This is a genomic window from Flavobacterium sp. (assembly GCF_043779715.1).
GTDB lineage: Bacteria > Bacteroidota > Bacteroidia > Flavobacteriales > Flavobacteriaceae > Flavobacterium.
Genome location: NZ_JAYWDT010000158.1, coordinates 1 through 16,619 on the forward strand (window position 1 = coordinate 1; position 16,619 = coordinate 16,619).

16 protein-coding genes are annotated in these 16,619 nt (G+C 32.0%); 10 read left to right on the forward strand and 6 right to left on the reverse strand.

Annotated features, from left to right (window positions below):
* The 6 genes from ACH2BG_RS07795 to ACH2BG_RS07820 form a co-directional block, all read left to right on the forward strand.
* The coding region (locus ACH2BG_RS07795; protein WP_395047141.1) for a YfhO family protein at positions 1-2,247 on the forward strand (2,247 nt) is incomplete at its 5' end.
* Positions 2,248-2,622: a fluoride efflux transporter CrcB gene (gene crcB, locus ACH2BG_RS07800; protein WP_395047142.1), complete on the forward strand. Its 375-nt coding sequence runs from the start codon at positions 2,248-2,250 to the stop codon at positions 2,620-2,622. It abuts the gene before it with no gap.
* Positions 2,619-3,896 carry a glycosyltransferase family 4 protein gene (locus ACH2BG_RS07805; RefSeq protein ID WP_395047143.1) on the forward strand — a complete coding sequence of 426 codons (1,278 nt, stop codon included), beginning with the start codon at positions 2,619-2,621 and terminating at the stop codon, positions 3,894-3,896. Before crcB ends, ACH2BG_RS07805 begins: the two co-directional genes overlap by 4 nt.
* A gap of 84 nt (positions 3,897-3,980) precedes the next feature.
* Positions 3,981-4,517: a bifunctional pyr operon transcriptional regulator/uracil phosphoribosyltransferase PyrR gene (gene pyrR, locus ACH2BG_RS07810; RefSeq protein WP_395047144.1), complete on the forward strand. Its 537-nt coding sequence runs from the start codon at positions 3,981-3,983 to the stop codon at positions 4,515-4,517.
* A 1-nt stretch (position 4,518) separates the two neighbouring features.
* Complete coding sequence (locus ACH2BG_RS07815) at positions 4,519-5,445, forward strand: aspartate carbamoyltransferase catalytic subunit (RefSeq protein WP_395047145.1); 927 nt, start codon at positions 4,519-4,521, stop codon at positions 5,443-5,445.
* A gap of 9 nt (positions 5,446-5,454) precedes the next feature.
* Complete coding sequence (locus ACH2BG_RS07820) at positions 5,455-5,784, forward strand: ribonuclease Z (protein WP_395047146.1); 330 nt, start codon at positions 5,455-5,457, stop codon at positions 5,782-5,784.
* Between the two features lie 61 nt (positions 5,785-5,845).
* Here ACH2BG_RS07820 and ACH2BG_RS07825 read toward each other — a convergent pair whose 3' ends face one another.
* The 4 genes from ACH2BG_RS07825 to aroB all read right to left on the reverse strand — a co-directional run bounded on the left by ACH2BG_RS07825 (position 5,846) and on the right by aroB (position 10,054).
* Entirely contained in the window at positions 5,846-6,259 is a 414-nt protein-coding gene (locus ACH2BG_RS07825; protein WP_395047147.1) for a DNA primase, read from the reverse strand.
* Positions 6,260-6,268: 9 nt separating this feature from the next.
* Positions 6,269-7,240, reverse strand: coding sequence for a deoxyhypusine synthase family protein (locus ACH2BG_RS07830; protein ID WP_395047148.1), 972 nt, complete (start codon positions 7,238-7,240; stop codon positions 6,269-6,271).
* Positions 7,241-7,317: 77 nt separating this feature from the next.
* Positions 7,318-8,712 carry an arginine decarboxylase gene (locus ACH2BG_RS07835; protein WP_395047149.1) on the reverse strand — a complete coding sequence of 465 codons (1,395 nt, stop codon included), beginning with the start codon at positions 8,710-8,712 and terminating at the stop codon, positions 7,318-7,320.
* A 274-nt stretch (positions 8,713-8,986) separates the two neighbouring features.
* Entirely contained in the window at positions 8,987-10,054 is a 1,068-nt protein-coding gene (gene aroB / locus ACH2BG_RS07840) for a 3-dehydroquinate synthase (protein ID WP_395047150.1), read from the reverse strand.
* 96 nt (positions 10,055-10,150) lie between these two features.
* Between aroB and ACH2BG_RS07845 the strand changes: the two genes are divergently transcribed.
* The 3 genes from ACH2BG_RS07845 (at position 10,151) to pdxH (ending at position 12,958) form a co-directional block, all read left to right on the forward strand.
* Positions 10,151-11,323, forward strand: a complete 1,173-nt coding sequence (locus ACH2BG_RS07845; protein WP_395047151.1) for a proline dehydrogenase family protein — start codon at positions 10,151-10,153, stop codon at positions 11,321-11,323.
* The gene (locus ACH2BG_RS07850; protein WP_395047152.1) at positions 11,323-12,228 is read left to right on the forward strand and encodes a ribonuclease Z; all 906 of its coding nucleotides are present in this window, start codon (positions 11,323-11,325) and stop codon (positions 12,226-12,228) included. Before ACH2BG_RS07845 ends, ACH2BG_RS07850 begins: the two co-directional genes overlap by 1 nt.
* A gap of 85 nt (positions 12,229-12,313) precedes the next feature.
* A complete protein-coding gene (gene pdxH, locus ACH2BG_RS07855) occupies positions 12,314-12,958 on the forward strand; it encodes a pyridoxamine 5'-phosphate oxidase (RefSeq protein ID WP_395047153.1) in 645 nt (214 codons plus the stop codon).
* Between the two features lie 227 nt (positions 12,959-13,185).
* Here pdxH and ACH2BG_RS07860 read toward each other — a convergent pair whose 3' ends face one another.
* Positions 13,186-14,430 carry a DEAD/DEAH box helicase gene (locus ACH2BG_RS07860; RefSeq protein ID WP_395047154.1) on the reverse strand — a complete coding sequence of 415 codons (1,245 nt, stop codon included), beginning with the start codon at positions 14,428-14,430 and terminating at the stop codon, positions 13,186-13,188.
* A 112-nt stretch (positions 14,431-14,542) separates the two neighbouring features.
* Positions 14,543-15,577 carry a formimidoylglutamase gene (locus ACH2BG_RS07865; RefSeq protein ID WP_395047155.1) on the reverse strand — a complete coding sequence of 345 codons (1,035 nt, stop codon included), beginning with the start codon at positions 15,575-15,577 and terminating at the stop codon, positions 14,543-14,545.
* 118 nt (positions 15,578-15,695) lie between these two features.
* Here ACH2BG_RS07865 and ACH2BG_RS07870 point away from each other — a divergent pair, with 118 nt between their 5' ends.
* On the forward strand, positions 15,696-16,583 hold the full coding sequence (locus tag ACH2BG_RS07870; protein WP_395047156.1) for a hypothetical protein: 888 nt from the start codon (positions 15,696-15,698) through the stop codon (positions 16,581-16,583).
* Positions 16,584-16,619 lie beyond the last annotated feature (36 nt).

The window sequence follows — 16,619 nt, forward strand, 5'->3', positions numbered from 1 at the left end:
CCATATTGGACAAATTCTGCTTTTGGTGGTATGCCAACCTATCAGTTAGGGGCAAAGTATCCTCATAATTATATCAAAAATATAGATGAATTAATTCGCTTTTTGCCCCGTCCTGCAGATTATATGTTTCTTTATTTCTTAGGATTTTACGTCTTACTTTTGGTATTAAAAGTAAATCCTCTCAAAGCATTTTTTGGAGCATTAGCCTTTGGTTTTTCGACCTATTTAGTAATTATTTTAGGAGTTGGTCACAACGCAAAAGCCCACGCTATTGCTTACATGCCAATAGTTATCGCTGGAGTTTTATTGGTCTTACAACAGAGAAAATATATACTCGGAGGTTTGCTTACATTGTTTGCAGCTGCATTAGAAATTAATGCAAATCACCCACAAATGACTTACTATCTTCTTATATTTTTATTGATTGTATTGGTTTATTTTGTGTACAAAGCAATTAAAAATAAAGAATTTAAACCGTTGTTGTACAGTTTCGCAACTTTTACTATCGCAGGATTATTTGCTGTAGGAACAAATGCAACTAGCTTAATGGCTACTTCCGAATATGCTAAAGAAAGCACACGTGGAAAAAGTAAACTAACCTATAATCCAGATGGTACTAAAAACACGAATTTTGGAGGTATGACTTACGATTATATTACTGAATATAGTTATGGTATAGCAGAGAGTTTCAATTTGATTTCTCCAAGAATCTTCGGAGGTTCAAATAACGAAAATTTAGGAACTAATTCTGCAATGTATGAATATGTAATAGCACAAAATGTACCTGATGATCAAGCCCAAGAAATCGTAAAAGGTTTGCCAACTTATTGGGGTGATCAACCCATTGTAGCTGCTCCAGCATATATTGGAGCTGTAGTTTTCTTTTTAGCAATTGTAGCGCTTTTTTGTGATAAAAGAAAAATAAAATATGTTTTTCTGGCTGGAGCAATTGTAGCATTATTGCTTTCTTGGGGAAAGAATTTTCCAATATTGACGGATTTCTTTATCAATTTTGTACCCATGTATGATAAGTTTAGAGCTGTTTCATCGATACAAGTTATACTCGAAATTTGCATGCCTGTACTTGCAATTATGGGATTACAATCATTTTTTAAACTAGAAGACAAAGAAAAATGGACAAATTTATGGAAATCAGTTTCAGTAAGTATAGGAGTTTTAGCTTTGTTATTCGTTTTTAAAGGAAGTTTTAGTTTTGCAGGAGGAAGCGATCGTTATTTAGCAGAATCTTACGGGCCGGAATTTATTGATGCTTTAAAATTAGATAGAAAAACCATGTTTTTTGCGGATTTGTTGCGTTCGTCGTTTCTAATCCTAATGGCTTTTGGCGTATTATGGTTGTCTATAAAAAATACCATTTCTCATAAAGTTGCAGTGATAGTTGTAGGGATTATAATGATTTCGGATTTATTTTTTATTGATAAAAATTATCTAAACAACTCGAATTTTGTCTCTAAACAAGAAGTAGAACAACCTATTCAAGAAACCGATATAGACGCAACCATATTAAAAGACAAATCGTATTATCGTGTTTTTGAAGTTGATCAAAATGTGATGAGCGATCCACGAGCTTCTTATTTTCATAAATCAATCGGAGGTTATAGTGCAGTAAAACCTAGGCGAATGCAAGATTTATTCGATTATCAAATTGCTAATAATAACATGGAAGTAGTTAATATGCTAAATGTTAAATATTTAATTCAAACAAATAAAAAGGGAGAGAAAATTGCTATACATAATACACAAGCGAATGGTAATGCCTGGTTTGTAAAAGAATTGAAAACAGTTCCTAATGCTGATGCTGAAATGAAAGCTTTGGACAAATTAGATACTAAAAACGTAGCTATTAATACTCCAGCAGATTTTAAATCCCCAGGAGGTTTACCAGTTTTTAAAGTAGATTCTTCAGCAACAATAAAACTAACATCTTACGAGCCAAATGATTTAAAATACGTTTCAAATAATGTTAATAATGGTTATGCCGTTTTTTCTGAAATGTACTATAAAAACGGTTGGAATGCTTATGTCGATGGGAAATTAGAATCACATGATAGAGTAAATTATGCTTTGCGAGGTTTGGCTATTCCTGCAGGAAAACATAACATAGAATTCAAATTTCAACCACAAGTTATAAAAACTGGAAGTATGATTTCCTTACTAAGTTTTATTGGGATTTTACTGTTATTAGGTGGCGGAATTTATTATGAAACCAAACGCAAAAAAGCTTAATTGAAAACCATATTCTACATAGCACTTGGCGGAGGCTTAGGCAGCGTTTTACGTTACTTAACTACCGTTCTTATGAACAAATATGTGCAAGCCACTTTTCCTTACGCCACTTTTGTAACTAACATTATTGGTTGTTTATTCATTGGATTATTTTTTGGTTATTTAGAAAAACAAAACGCCGTTTCTCAGGATTTAAAATTTTTCTTAATCACTGGACTTTGTGGTGGTTATACTACATTTTCTGCTTTTTCTAACGAAAACGTACAACTATTACAAAGTAATCAAATACTAATTGCTTTTTTATATATTAGTTTGAGTGTTTTCTTAGGATTAATGGCAACTTGGGCAGGATTAATGATTACCAAAGGATTATGAAAAAAGTCCTCATCATAACCTATTATTGGCCGCCAGCTGGTGGTCCAGGAGTGCAGCGTTGGTTGAAATTTGTAAAATATCTACCTGACTATAATATTCAACCCATAGTTTATATTCCAGAAAATCCAACTTATCCAATTGTAGATGAAGGTTTGATTAGTGAAGTTTCAACGAAAGCTATTATTCTGAAAAATAAGATTATCGAACCTTACCAATTGGCTTCTATTTTTTCAAAAAAAAGTACAAAAGGAATAAGCTCTGGGATTATTCCTAATCAGAAAAAGCAAAGTTTTATTCAAAAACTATTGCTCTTAGTTCGCGGTAATTTATTTATTCCCGATGCAAGGATTTTATGGGTAAAACCATCTTTCAACTATTTAGAAAAGTATATTTCAGAAAACAATATAGATACCATAATCACTTCAGGACCACCACATAGTTTGCATTTAATTGGATTAAAACTGAAACAAAATCTTAATGTAAAATGGTTTGCCGATTTTCGTGACCCTTGGACAACTATTGGTTATCATTCGGCTTTAAAACTATCTTCTTATGCCGAAAAAAAGCATAAAAAATTAGAACGAAAAGTTTTAAATGCTGCCGATACAATTATCGTAACAAGCAAAACTACAAAAACCGAATTTCAAGCAATTACAAATAAACCAATTGAATTAATTACTAATGGTTATGATGTAGAAAATATCTCAAAACAAATATTAGACGAGAAATTCACTTTATCACATATTGGTTCTTTTTTATCAGACAGAAATCCTATAATTTTATGGGAATCACTAAGTGAATTAGTTGTTGAAAAAGAGAAATTTGCAAATCATTTTCAATTAAAGTTAATCGGGAAAGTAAGCCAAGAAATTTTAGATACAATTTATAGATTTAATCTAAATTCTTATATAAATAATTTAGGTTATGTTTCTCACAAAGAAGCAATTGAGCATCAAAAAAAATCACAAGTTTTATTATTAATAGAAATAGATTCAACTGAAACTAAAAGCATCATTCCAGGTAAATTATTTGAATATATGGTTTCCGAAAGACCTATAATTGCGATTGGCCCTAAAGATTCAGATTTTGCTGAGATTATTACAGAAACAAATACAGGTGTTTTCTTTACTTATGATGAAAAAGATAGATTAAAGAATTTAATTATGTCTTACTTCGAATTGTTTTTAACAGAAAAACTCACAGTTTCACCAGTTGGATTGCAACAATATTCAAGAAAAAATTTGACAGAAAAATTAGCAAAATTAATAGGTTAGTGTTTTAAAGAATTATCATAAATTTTAATTGTTTTTTTAATCCAAAAAAATACTTATTTTTGTATTCCAAACACACAAACTATTATGAGTCAAAAAATTTTGCTCAATCACAAAGAAGTTTCCATCATACTTCATCGTTTGGCTTGTCAGTTAATAGAAAATCATCTCGATTTTTCAAATACTATTCTGATAGGAATTCAACCTCGAGGAACGCAACTTGCCAATCGATTAAAACAAATTTTGCAAGAAGAATACCAAATAAAAAATATTGCTTTGGGATTTCTGGACATTACCTTTTTTAGAGATGACTTTCGTCGTGGCGAAACACTCGAGGCAAATAAAACCCAAATAGATTTTCTTGTCGAAAACAAAAAAGTAATTTTTATAGACGATGTTCTTTATACAGGGAGAAGTATCAATGCAGCATTATCTGCGATACAATCCTTCGGAAGACCTAGCGAAGTAGAGCTTTTGGTACTAATAGACAGACGTTTTAGCCGTCATTTGCCCATACAACCAGATTATCGTGGACGTCAAGTTGATGCTATAAATAACGAAAAAGTAGTGGTAAATTGGTCGGAAACAGCAGGAGAAGATTCGGTAGAATTAATTACAAAATAAGATGAAGGAACTAAGCGTAAATCATTTATTAGGAATAAAATACATTAATGAGAACGATATAAATCTCATTTTCGAAACTGCCGATCATTTTAAAGAAGTTATAAACAGACCCATAAAAAAAGTTCCTTCCTTACGAGATATTACGATTGCCAATATATTTTTCGAAAACAGTACCAGAACAAAATTATCCTTCGAATTAGCACAAAAACGCCTTTCGGCAGATGTGATAAACTTTGCAGCCTCAAGCTCATCGGTAACCAAAGGTGAAACACTAGTAGATACTGTAAACAATATCCTTTCGATGAAAGTTGATATGGTTGTCATGCGACACGCATCACCAGGAGCGGCAGTTTTTTTGTCTAAAAATGTTAAGGCAAGTATTGTGAATGCTGGAGATGGCGCACATGAACACCCAACTCAAGCTTTGTTAGATGCTTATACAATTCGTGAAAAATTAGGAGATGTTGCAGGAAAAAAAGTGGTAATTGTGGGGGATATTTTGCATTCACGAGTAGCACTTTCTAACATATATTCTTTACAAAAATTAGGTGCCGAAGTTCGGGTATGTGGTCCCAACACATTAATACCAAAATATATTGAAGCATTAGGTGTAAAAGTTGAATCAAATCTGCGAAAAGCTTTAGAATGGTGTGATGTAGCTAATATGTTACGTGTGCAAAACGAAAGATTAGATATTAGTTATTTCCCATCAACACGTGAATATGCCATGCAATATGGATTGGATAAAAGTTTATTAGATTCTCTAAATAAAGAAATTGTAATCATGCACCCTGGACCGATAAATCGTGGTGTAGAAATCACGAGCGATGTTGCGGATTCTAAACAATCGGTAATATTAAACCAAGTTGAAAACGGAGTTGCCATAAGAATGGCAGTAATTTATTTATTGGCTTCAAAAATTAAGTAAATTTGTTATATGAAAGTAGAAGAAAAAGGACATACCATTATTATAAAAGACACACAAGGTGATTTGGCTTCATTTTTATTAAAATTAGACCATGACACAAGTTTTAGCAAACATAATTTGATAATTGATTTATCATCTTATAAAAGTTTGATTACTAAAGATATTTTATTGTTTACCGATTTTTATAAAAAACATAAAAAGCAGAAAAAATCATTTGTGATTGTTGTTTCAGAATTTGATTTTAATGCAAATACAAAAAAAATTGTAGTAGTTCCTTCGGTTCTTGAAGCACATGATATTATTGAAATGGAAGAAATAGAACGAGATTTAGGATTTTAGTCTTATTCTCAATAAATATAAAGTATAAAAAAAGGAACTCAATTTGAGTTCCTTTTTTCCTTTAATCTTCATCATCCTCATCAGAATCCTCATCTATTGGTTCGTCTTTATCGTCGTCATCGTCGTCGTCAGAATCATCTCCGTCGTTTGTGTCAGCTTTTTCTAAGTCATCATCATCATCATCATCAATTTCGAGTTCTTTTAAGGCGTCGATAGAATTGTCTTCAGAATCTTCGATATCATCTGCTAATTCATCATCTTCATCGTAGTTTATAATTCTGTCAGAAAGCTTGGTGCTTATTTTTACTAGAAAAATAGTGTCAACAGTGCGTACTTCTACTGCTTCGATAGTTTCGTTTTTAGCATTTTTAAAACGGACTATATTCGAATCATCATATCCGTCGGGAAATTTTTCGACCAATAAGTTTAAAATTTCTCCTGTAAGTTTTGAATAATCAACAATAACTCTTTTCATAAATATATATTATAAATCTAAAATGTAAGCAAATATAAGAGGAACTACAATTGTAGCATCAGATTCGACGATAAATTTTGGTGTATCAATATCTAATTTTCCCCAAGTAATTTTTTCATTTGGAACAGCTCCAGAATATGAACCATAACTGGTTGTTGAGTCTGAAACTTGGCAAAAATAACTCCAAAACGGAATGTCATGCATTTCCATATCTTGGTACAACATTGGCACCACACAGATAGGGAAATCTCCTGCAATTCCACCACCAACTTGAAAGAAACCTATTCCTTTTCCTTCGCAGTTTTCAGGATACCATTTTGCCAACCACATCATATATTCGATACCGCTTTTCATAGTAGTAGCTGTAAATTCACCTTTGATACAGTAAGAAGAGAAAATATTTCCCATAGTACTGTCTTCCCAACCTGGAACTACAATTGGCAGGTTTTTTTCTGCTGCAGCAACCATCCAAGAATCTTTAGGGTCTATTTCGTAATATTGCTCAAGAACTCCAGAATTTATCATTTGATACATGAACTCATGTGGGAAATATCTTTCGCCAGCTTGTTCTGCTTTGTTCCAAATATGAAATAAATGCGATTGCAAACGACGGAATGCTTCTTCTTCGGGAATACAAGTATCGGTAACTCTATTGAAGTGATTGTCTAGCAAATCTCGCTCTTCTGTTGGTGTTAAATCTCTGTAATTTGGTATTCTTTTATAAGAATTATGTGCTACAAGATTCATAATATCTTCTTCAAGATTGGCTCCTGTACAAGAAATAATATGTACTTTGTCTTGGCGAATCATTTCTGCTAATGATTTTCCTAGTTCGGCGGTACTCATTGCTCCTGCAAGGGTAATCATCATTTTACCATTGTCTAGTAAATGTTCTTCGTATCCTTTTGCAGCATCGACTAATGCGGCTGCATTGAAGTGCAAGTAGTGTTTTTCGATAAACTGACTTATTGGTCCTTTCATTTTCTTGTTTATTTATTTCATCCGTTCGCTATCGCTCGGGTGTAGATTCAGTTATGTATTTAATCGAATGGGTTTTGCTATTTGTAACCTAATATTTTTAGTACGTCTTCGGCTTTTTGTTGTTCAGAAAAAATTTCTGTTGCAATGATACCGTTTTCATCTCTATCTATCAAAATATGTTTGGGTTGCGGTATTAAACAGTGGTGTAAACCGCCGTAACCGCCTATTGTTTCTTGGTATGCGCCAGTGTTAAAGAAGCCAATATATAATGGTTTTTCTTTATTGTATTTTGGCAAATATATGGCATTCATATTTTGCTCTGAGTTGTAATAATCGTCGCTATCGCAAGTCATTCCTCCGAGTAAAACCCTTTCGTACTGGTCGTTCCAGCGGTTTATGGCTAGCATAATAAAACGCTTGTTTATCGCCCAAGTATCTGGTAATGTAGTAATGAACGAGGAATCGATCATATTCCATTTTTCTCTATCATTTTGTTGTTTTTGATACAGAACCTGATAAATTGCTCCGCCGCTTTCTCCTACTGTAAAGGATCCAAATTCAGTAAAAATATTGGGTACATCAACCTCTGCTTCATCACAAGCAATTTTTATTTGATTGATGATTTCGTCAATCATATATTGGTAATCATACTCGAAAGCCAATGAGTTTTTGATAGGGAATCCGCCACCAATATTTAGTCCGTCTAATGTTGGACATTCTTTTTTTAGTGAAATGTAAACTTTGATACATTTGACCAATTCATTCCAATAATAGGCATTATCATTTATTCCTGTATTGATAAAAAAGTGAAGCATTTTTAGCTCTAATTTATCATTTTCCTGAATTTGTTTTTTATAAAACTGAACGATATTCTTATATCCAATCCCCAAACGAGAAGTATAAAACTCAAATTTTGGTTCTTCTTCGGCAGCAATACGGATTCCAATTTTGAATTTTCCTTTTATTTCCGCCTGAAGCAAATCTAACTCTTCATAATTATCGATAATTGGAATGGTGTTTTTATGTCCATTATTGATAATTCTAGCAATGTTTTCAATGTATTGATCACGTTTAAAACCATTACAAATCACATAAGTGCTTTTGTTTATTTTTCCGTTTTGTAATAAATTTTCAACAATATTTATGTCGAAAGCGGAAGAAGTTTCTATATGAATGTTGTTTTTGAAAGCTTCATTCATAACGTATTCAAAATGAGAGCTTTTTGTACAATAACAATAGTAATATTTACCTTCGTAATTGTTTTTTTCCATTGCATTCCTAAACCAGCCTTTGGCTCTTTTTATGTTGCTAGAAATTTGTGGTAAGTAAGTGAACTTTAATGGTGTTCCGTATTGTTCAACCAGTTTCATTAAATCGATTTTATGAAACTCGAGATTGTCTTTTGCAAGAGTAAATTCTTCTTGTGGGAAGTAATATGTTTGATTTATTAAGTCAGAATATTTTGTATTCATTTATTTATCAGAGATTTAAGAGATTAAAAGTATAAAAAAATAAGATACTTTTGAATCAAACTCGAATATTTGCAAAAATTATTTCTAATTCGTTCTGTCTAAATGAATTTATCGAAAATAAAGCCAACAAAGCTTTCCGTTTTCTTAAAACAGAATTTATAAAACCAATATTAGGTTTTCGAGATAGATTGTTATTAGTGTCTTTACAGCCGTTATTCATGGCACAAATTTAAAAAAATATTAATGTGATAATATATATATTATTAAAAATTCTTTAATTTTTATAATCTAAAAAAGAATCGATAATTGTTTCGTTATCAGCAACTTGATTTATTTTTATTTTTCCGATGCCATCTAAAAGTGCAAATTGTACTTTTCCGTACTCATTTTTCTTGTCATGAATGAGTAATCCGATGATATTTTCTTGCTCACTTTCTCCAATAATAATCTTGTCGAAAATGTGATTTAGCGTCGATTTTATTTCAGCATATTCATTTTCGGAAATTAGCTTTTGTTGTAACGAGATGTAACTTTCTAATATCATTCCGGCAACAATGGCTTCTCCATGAAGCAAATTTGTTTTGTCAGGATTTTCTAAAAAGTAAGTTTCGATAGCGTGACCTAAAGTATGACCAAAATTTAAGGCTTTTCTAATACCATTTTCGGTTGGATCTTGGGTTACAATATCACTTTTTATACTTACGGATTCAAAAATTAAATCATCAAAATCATCAAAATTTATCTCTTTTAGATTTTTAAATTTTTCCCAATGAGATTTTTTAGCAATTAGCCCGTGTTTTAACATTTCGGCAAGACCAGAACGCATCTGATTTTGGGGAAGTGATTCTAAAAAGTTAGAATCTATAATGACCATTTCTGGATTTGTTATGGTTCCAATCTGGTTTTTTAATCCACCTAAATCTACACCATTTTTTCCTCCAACTGATGCATCAACCATCGATAGTAAAGTCGTAGGAATATTTACAAAAGGAATACCACGTTTGAAAGTTGACGCAATAAATCCTCCCATATCTGTAATTACACCACCACCAAGATTGATAATTAAACTTTTTCTATCGGCACCTAATTCGATTAAAACGTTCCAAATTTGAACACAAGTTTCAATAGTTTTGTTTTCTTCGCCCGATTCGAGTTCTATAATTTCTATTTCAGATTGAGTTTCAATAATTGGTAATAATTGCGGAAGACAATGTTCGTTTGAATTTTCATCGACTAAAACAAAAATTTTCGAGTAATTATTCTCTTTAATATTACGATTTAAAAAATCATAACCGCCTTGGCTAAAATGTATTGAATACCCGTTTGAAACTATTGAAACCATGATGGCTTGTATTATTTTATTTGTTCTGCAAAATAAAGTAAAATTTGCATAAAAAAATACGCTACTATATTATATTTGCATAACATTATTATTTATATGGATAAAATTTTCGATAATACCCAGAATGCTTTTTCTTTAAAAAGTGATACCGAGCTAGATAGAGCTTATTTTTTGTTTAAAATGATTGCCGTTCAGCCATTAGTTAGAATAGGAACTGCGGTTACAAATTTTGCGTTAAATGCTAATTTGCCTGTTGAAGGATTAATTCGTGCAACAGTTTTCGATCATTTTTGTGGCGGAATCTCCGAAGATGATTGTATTCCTGTGGTCGATAAAATGTTTACCAAAGGTGTTTCTTCGGTTTTAGATTATTCGGTAGAAGGTAAAGAAGATGAAGCACATTTTGATGATGCAATGAATATGACCTTGAAAATCATCGATTTTGCTAAAGAAAAAAGAGCCATTCCGTTTGCAGTTTTTAAACCAACAGGTTTCGGACGATTTGAATTGTATGAAAAACTAGGAGAAGGACAAACACTAACCGAAGCAGAACAAGAAGAATGGAATAGGGTAGAAGAGCGATTTGAAAAAGTATGTAAAAAAGCTTTTGAAAACGATATTTCGTTACTAATTGACGGTGAAGAAAGTTGGATGCAAGATGCTGCCGACGAACTAGTTGCCAGAATGATGCAAAAATATAATAAGCAAAAACCGATTGTTTATAATACGTTACAAATGTATCGTTGGGATAGATTGGATTACCTTAAAAAACTGCATGAACAAGCAAAAACGGAAGGCTTTTATATAGGAATGAAGCTCGTGCGTGGCGCTTATATGGAAAAAGAAAACAAACGTGCCGAAGAGAAAGGCTATAAATCTCCTATTTGTGAATCGAAACAAGCAACCGATGATAATTTTGATGCGGCGGTTTCTTATATGATTAATAATATTGATAAAATGGCCATTTTTGCAGGTACTCACAACGAATTGAGTTCTTATACATTAATGGAAAAAATGCAAGAAAAAAACATTTCTAAAAACGATGCTAGACTTTGGTTCGGACAGTTATACGGAATGAGCGATAACATAAGTTATAATTTAGCAAATGAAGGCTATAATGTAGCCAAATATTTGCCTTTTGGTCCTGTAAAAGATGTGATGCCATACTTAATTCGTCGTGCCGAAGAAAATACTTCAGTAGCAGGACAAACCAGTCGTGAATTGCTATTAATAAAAACCGAGCGCAATCGCAGAAAGGGAAAAAACTAATGAATCTTACCATATTAGGTTGTTATGCAGCCACGCCAAGAACATTTACAAATCCAACTTCGCAAGTATTAGAAATAAGAAATAGATTATTTTTAATAGATTGTGGCGAGGGAACTCAAGTGCAATTGCGTAAGAATAAAATTAAGTTTTCGGCGATAAACCATATTTTTATTTCCCATTTGCATGGCGACCATTTTTATGGATTAATAGGATTAATTTCGACTTTCAACTTGTTAAATAGAAATAATGATTTAACAGTTTATGGTCCAAAAGGAATTCAAGAAGTTATAAAATTACAGTTAAAATTATCTAATTCTTGGCCACAATATGAGTTACATTTTGTAGAACTTACTAGCACCGAATCTGAAATTATTTTTGAAGATGATAAAGTAATTGTAAAAACAATACCACTAAAACACAGGGTTTACACTAATGGATTTTTGTTTCAAGAAAAGATAAAAGAACGCAAATTAAATGTAAATGCGGTTCAGAATTACGAAATTGAAACCTGTTATTTTCAGAATATAAAAAACGGAAAAGACATCATTTTAGAAGACGGACGTGTAATTCCCAATTCCGAATTAACATTCGATCCAGAAGTACCCAAAAGTTATGCATTTTGTTCAGATACAATATACAATGAGTCGATTATTCCCATAATTAAAAATGTAGATGTTTTGTATCACGAAACTACTTTTCTAGAAACGGAAGCGGAATTAGCTAGAAAAACAATGCACTCAACCGCTAAAGAAGCAGCTAGAATTGCATTGCAAGCCAATTGTAAACAACTTATTTTAGGGCATTACTCGACTAGATACGAATCGATAAAGTTGTTTAAGGAAGAAGCGCAAACAATTTTCGAGAATACATTGTTGGGTGATGATGGTAAAGTTTTTGAATTATAATATAAATGTTTGTTCGGTTATTTGTGGATTTGGTTATTCGAATAACCAAATCCACAAATAACTGAATCTATAAATAACCAGCAAAATGGAAGATTTAAGTAATTACAGAAAATCATACGAAAAAAGTGAGTTGTTGGAAACGAATATTCCAGAAGATCCTATGATGCTTTTTAAGAAATGGTTTCATGAAGTGGAAGATTTTGGAGGAGTTGAAGAAGTAAATGCAATGACTATTTCAACCATTGGTTTAGATGGTTTTCCTAAAGCTAGAGTCGTACTTTTGAAGCAGTTTACTTACGAAGGATTTATTTTTTATTCTAACTATGATTCCGAAAAAGGTAAAGCAATTACAAATAATCCAAACGTATGTTTGTCTTTTTTTTGGCATTCGCTCGAACGTCAAATTATTATAAAAGGAAAAGTTAGAAAAATTGCTGAGAATCTTTCCGATGGTTACTTCGAATCTAGACCAGACGGAAGCAAATTAGGCGCAATTGTATCTAACCAAAGCGAAGTAATAGCATCAAGAACAGTCCTAGAAGAAAAACTAAAACAATTAGAAGCTGACTGTATTGGAAAAGAAATCCTTCGACCTAAAAATTGGGGAGGTTATATTGTTGAACCACAGGAAATTGAATTTTGGCAAGGTCGTCCTAACCGTTTGCATGACAGAATCCGTTATAAATTAAATACTGATTTTTCTTGGAAGATAGAAAGATTAGCTCCTTAATTGTAAGATTATAATTATAAATTAACAAAATAAATACGTTTTATCGATTTTATTTGGCACTTTGTCGAATTTGTTCTAGTATTGTACTGTTGAAACTTAGTAATGAGTTTTAATTTTTATTAGAAAAAGTACGAATCACTTCGTAAAAAGATAGTTTGTTTTTTAGTTTGTTTGATTGTTAAGAAAAAATGCTTTAGTTCCCCAACTAAAGCATTTTTTTATTTGTATTAATACCAGCGTTTCTTATTTTTCTTTGAAGCGTCAGATTTTCTAGATTTTTCTTTTTCGCCACTTCTGTTAGAACTGTGAACTTTCGTAGCTTCTTCCGAACCTTTTTTCCAAGGGAAAGGATGTTCTTCTATAGTGGTAACTTTGGCTTTAGTAAGTTTTATAATATCTTTCCAATAACCTTCTTCGTCTTTTCCACAAAAAGAAATAGCCATTCCTTCACGACCAGCACGACCTGTTCTTCCTATTCGGTGCACATAAGTTTCTGGAATATTGGGCAAATCAAAATTAATCACATAAGGTAAAAACTCGATATCAATACCACGAGCAGCAATATCTGTGGCAACAAGAATATCACATTCTTTGTTTTTAAAATTATCTAAAGCCCTTTGTCTTGCATTTTGAGATTTGTCTCCGTGAATGGCTTCGGCATTTAATCCTTGCTTTTTTAATGCTTTGGCAATATTATCGGCACCATGTTTTGTTCTCGAAAAAACAAGAATATTACTCAGTTTTTCTTCTTTAATAATATGATATAACAATTGTCTTTTGTCAGCTTTGTCTACATAATACAAGCGTTGGTCTACCGTTTCTATGGTTGATGAAACGGGTGCTACTTGTACGGTTGCAGGATCTGTAAGAAACATTTCGGCAAGTTCGCGAATAGCTATTGGCATTGTTGCCGAGAATAGTAAAGTCTGACGGTTTTTAGGTGTTAGTTTTACAATTTTTTTTACATCGTTTATAAATCCCATGTCTAGCATTTGGTCAGCTTCGTCAAGGACTAAATGATGCATGTGGTCTAAATTTATAAACCCTTGTTTGTGTAAATCTAGTAATCTTCCGGGTGTTGCAATTAGAATATCGACACCACTTTTTAGTTGATCTACTTGAGGGTTTTGAGATACACCACCAAAAATAGTTAGCTGTTTTAAGTTGGTATATTTCCCGTAAGTATCGAAACTTTCACCTATTTGTACAGCCAGCTCACGAGTAGGCGTAACAACAAGCGTGCGAATTAGTTTTTCTTTTTTTGATGAACCTACAATTCTGTGTAAATTATGAATGATAGGAATAGCAAATGCGGCTGTTTTTCCTGTTCCTGTTTGTGCGCAACCTATTAAGTCTTGTCCTGCTAATATAATTGGGATAGATTGTTCTTGAATAGGAGTTGCGCTAAGGTAACCTTCTTCAAAAACGGCTCTTTGTATACTTTTTGATAATGATAAATCTTCGAATAACATATTTTAATTTTTGCAAAGATAGGTTATTTGTTTATTTGGTTAACTGTTTATTTGGTTAATCAATTAAACGGTTAACCAAATAACCAAATAACCAAATCCACAAATAACCAAATTATGCTTGAGAATTACCTTTTATAAAATCGGTAACAAGATAACCAATAAGTTTTCCTATTAGGTGGCTATTTTTTTCCTCGCCAAGTGATGGTGCGCCTTCGCAAATATGAATATAGCTTGCATTCTGGTTTTTACCAAAATAATAGATAAATTGTCTTAACTCTTCGACCGAAAAACCACTTAATGTCATGGCACTCGAAGCAATATTAGGAATAGCATCTAAATCGATTTCGATACCAAAAAAATCATTTTTGATGAAATCTAAAGCTTGAATCATTTCTTGTTCGAAATATTTCTGGTGACGAATCTTAATTTCGTCGTAAGTGTTATATCTTACTCGATCATCTAATTTTTTTATAGCATCTAAAACACTTTTTGAAGTGTAACTTTCGTGTAATCCGAAAATGAAATATTTTTTAAGAAAACCTTCGTCAAAAGCATAAGAAAACCCGTTACCACTGTGTCTTCCTTCTAGGATTCTAAAATCGGAATGGGCATCAAAATTGATAGCGTTTATGGCTTTTCCTTTGGCGAGAGCCGTTCCTTTTATGTTTCCGTAGGAATTATTATGTCCGCCACCTATAATAATGGGTATTTTTCCAGCTTTTATAATCGAAAAAATAATGTGTGAAACTTCTTTGTCTATTTGCTCGACAATTTTAAACAGTTGTTTTCGGTCTTCGGGTTTCGTTTCGTCTAAATATTTTGCCAAATCCATTTCTTGCGAAACATCTACTTGACCTAATATTAAAACCGAATTTCCTTTACAAAACCTATTGTGCTGAATGTTTGCAATACTTTGCATTGCACTATCCCAAGCTGAATTTGCTCCAGATCGGCCTAAATTTGCTCTAATTCCTACATCTTCAGGTATTCCTAAAATGACATATTTTGCTTCACTGTTGGTAATGAATTCTGTAATGTTCTCATCTTTAGGTAATGTGATCATTTTTTCGCCAAACTTTACTTCTCCATTTCTGAAATTTGTAATTTTTGCTAAATCAGATAGTTTGAAACGTATTAAATTTTCCATATTAGAAATTATGATGAATCAAAAATACTATTTTTTTTAAACTTGCGTTAGAAGTTACAGAATAATAATATAAATTGCACCTATAAATTAATTAACCTCAAAAAACCAAGTTTACAAAATGGAAAGTATAACAAATAAAAAGAGTAACAACTCAGGTCTTAAAGCCATTATTGCAATATTAGCCTTGCTTTTATTAGGAAGTCTATGGTATGTGTATAAGATTACCAATGATTCTAAAGCTGTTGAAAATGTTTTAATTAGCGAGAAAGATGCTGTTCTTAAAGATTTAATGGTTCAAAAAGATTCTCTTAATGCTGCAATATCATCAAATACTACTTTGTCTGACGAATTAATTGCCGAAAGAGATAAAATTCAGCAACTAATGGCCGATGTAGAAAAATCTAAAGGAGATGTTGCTTCAATGTCAAGATTTAAAACCGAAGCCAAAACATTAAGAGGTAATGTTGCGCTTTTGATGAAACAGGTTGATGTACTTAAAAAAGAAAATGCGAAACTAACAGTGCAACGTGATAGTACGGCTGTTGTTCTTGGTGAATCTAGAAAATATGCGGATACGCTAGTGGAACAGAATTTTAAAATGGCAAATACAATCGAGAAAGGATCGAAACTTTCGGTACTGAATTTGCAATCATCGGCTGTAAGGCAAAAAAGTTCAGGAAAGCAAATTTCTACTGACAAGGCTAGTCGAGCTGATGTTTTAAAAATTAGTTTTATGATTGCCGAAAATCAAATCGCAAAATCTGGAGATAAAACCTATTATGTTCAAGTAATAGATAGTAAAAGTAATGTTTTAGGAGACAAAAAAACGGAAACGTTTGGCGAAAAATCGTTAACTTATAGTTTTGTAACCGCTGTGAAATATGAAAATAAAACGGTTAAAGTTGAAAAAGATTTACCAGTTAATGACATTCAAAGCGGTTCTTATTTTGTAAATATTTTCGATAAAGCCGAATTAATTTCTAAAACTAGTTTTACTTTAAAATAGTAATTAATTAATATAAAAAAAATCCCATGTCGTTCT

Excerpts from the sequence above, each read along its gene's own strand:
- ACH2BG_RS07825 (WP_395047147.1), bottom strand. The coding sequence starts at position 6,259 with ATGAAAAGAGTTATTGTTGATTATTCAAAACTTACAGGAGAAATTTTA.
- pdxH (WP_395047153.1), top strand. The coding sequence starts at position 12,314 with ATGGAAGATTTAAGTAATTACAGAAAATCATACGAAAAAAGTGAGTTG.
- ACH2BG_RS07830 (WP_395047148.1), bottom strand. The coding sequence starts at position 7,240 with ATGAAAGGACCAATAAGTCAGTTTATCGAAAAACACTACTTGCACTTC.
- ACH2BG_RS07835 (WP_395047149.1), bottom strand. The coding sequence starts at position 8,712 with ATGAATACAAAATATTCTGACTTAATAAATCAAACATATTACTTCCCA.
- ACH2BG_RS07870 (WP_395047156.1), top strand. The coding sequence starts at position 15,696 with ATGGAAAGTATAACAAATAAAAAGAGTAACAACTCAGGTCTTAAAGCC.
- ACH2BG_RS07820 (WP_395047146.1), top strand. The coding sequence starts at position 5,455 with ATGAAAGTAGAAGAAAAAGGACATACCATTATTATAAAAGACACACAA.
- ACH2BG_RS07860 (WP_395047154.1), bottom strand. The coding sequence starts at position 14,430 with ATGTTATTCGAAGATTTATCATTATCAAAAAGTATACAAAGAGCCGTT.
- ACH2BG_RS07815 (WP_395047145.1), top strand. The coding sequence starts at position 4,519 with ATGAAGGAACTAAGCGTAAATCATTTATTAGGAATAAAATACATTAAT.
- pyrR (WP_395047144.1), top strand. The coding sequence starts at position 3,981 with ATGAGTCAAAAAATTTTGCTCAATCACAAAGAAGTTTCCATCATACTT.
- ACH2BG_RS07865 (WP_395047155.1), bottom strand. The coding sequence starts at position 15,577 with ATGGAAAATTTAATACGTTTCAAACTATCTGATTTAGCAAAAATTACA.
- ACH2BG_RS07850 (WP_395047152.1), top strand. The coding sequence starts at position 11,323 with ATGAATCTTACCATATTAGGTTGTTATGCAGCCACGCCAAGAACATTT.
- ACH2BG_RS07845 (WP_395047151.1), top strand. The coding sequence starts at position 10,151 with ATGGATAAAATTTTCGATAATACCCAGAATGCTTTTTCTTTAAAAAGT.
- aroB (WP_395047150.1), bottom strand. The coding sequence starts at position 10,054 with ATGGTTTCAATAGTTTCAAACGGGTATTCAATACATTTTAGCCAAGGC.
- ACH2BG_RS07805 (WP_395047143.1), top strand. The coding sequence starts at position 2,619 with ATGAAAAAAGTCCTCATCATAACCTATTATTGGCCGCCAGCTGGTGGT.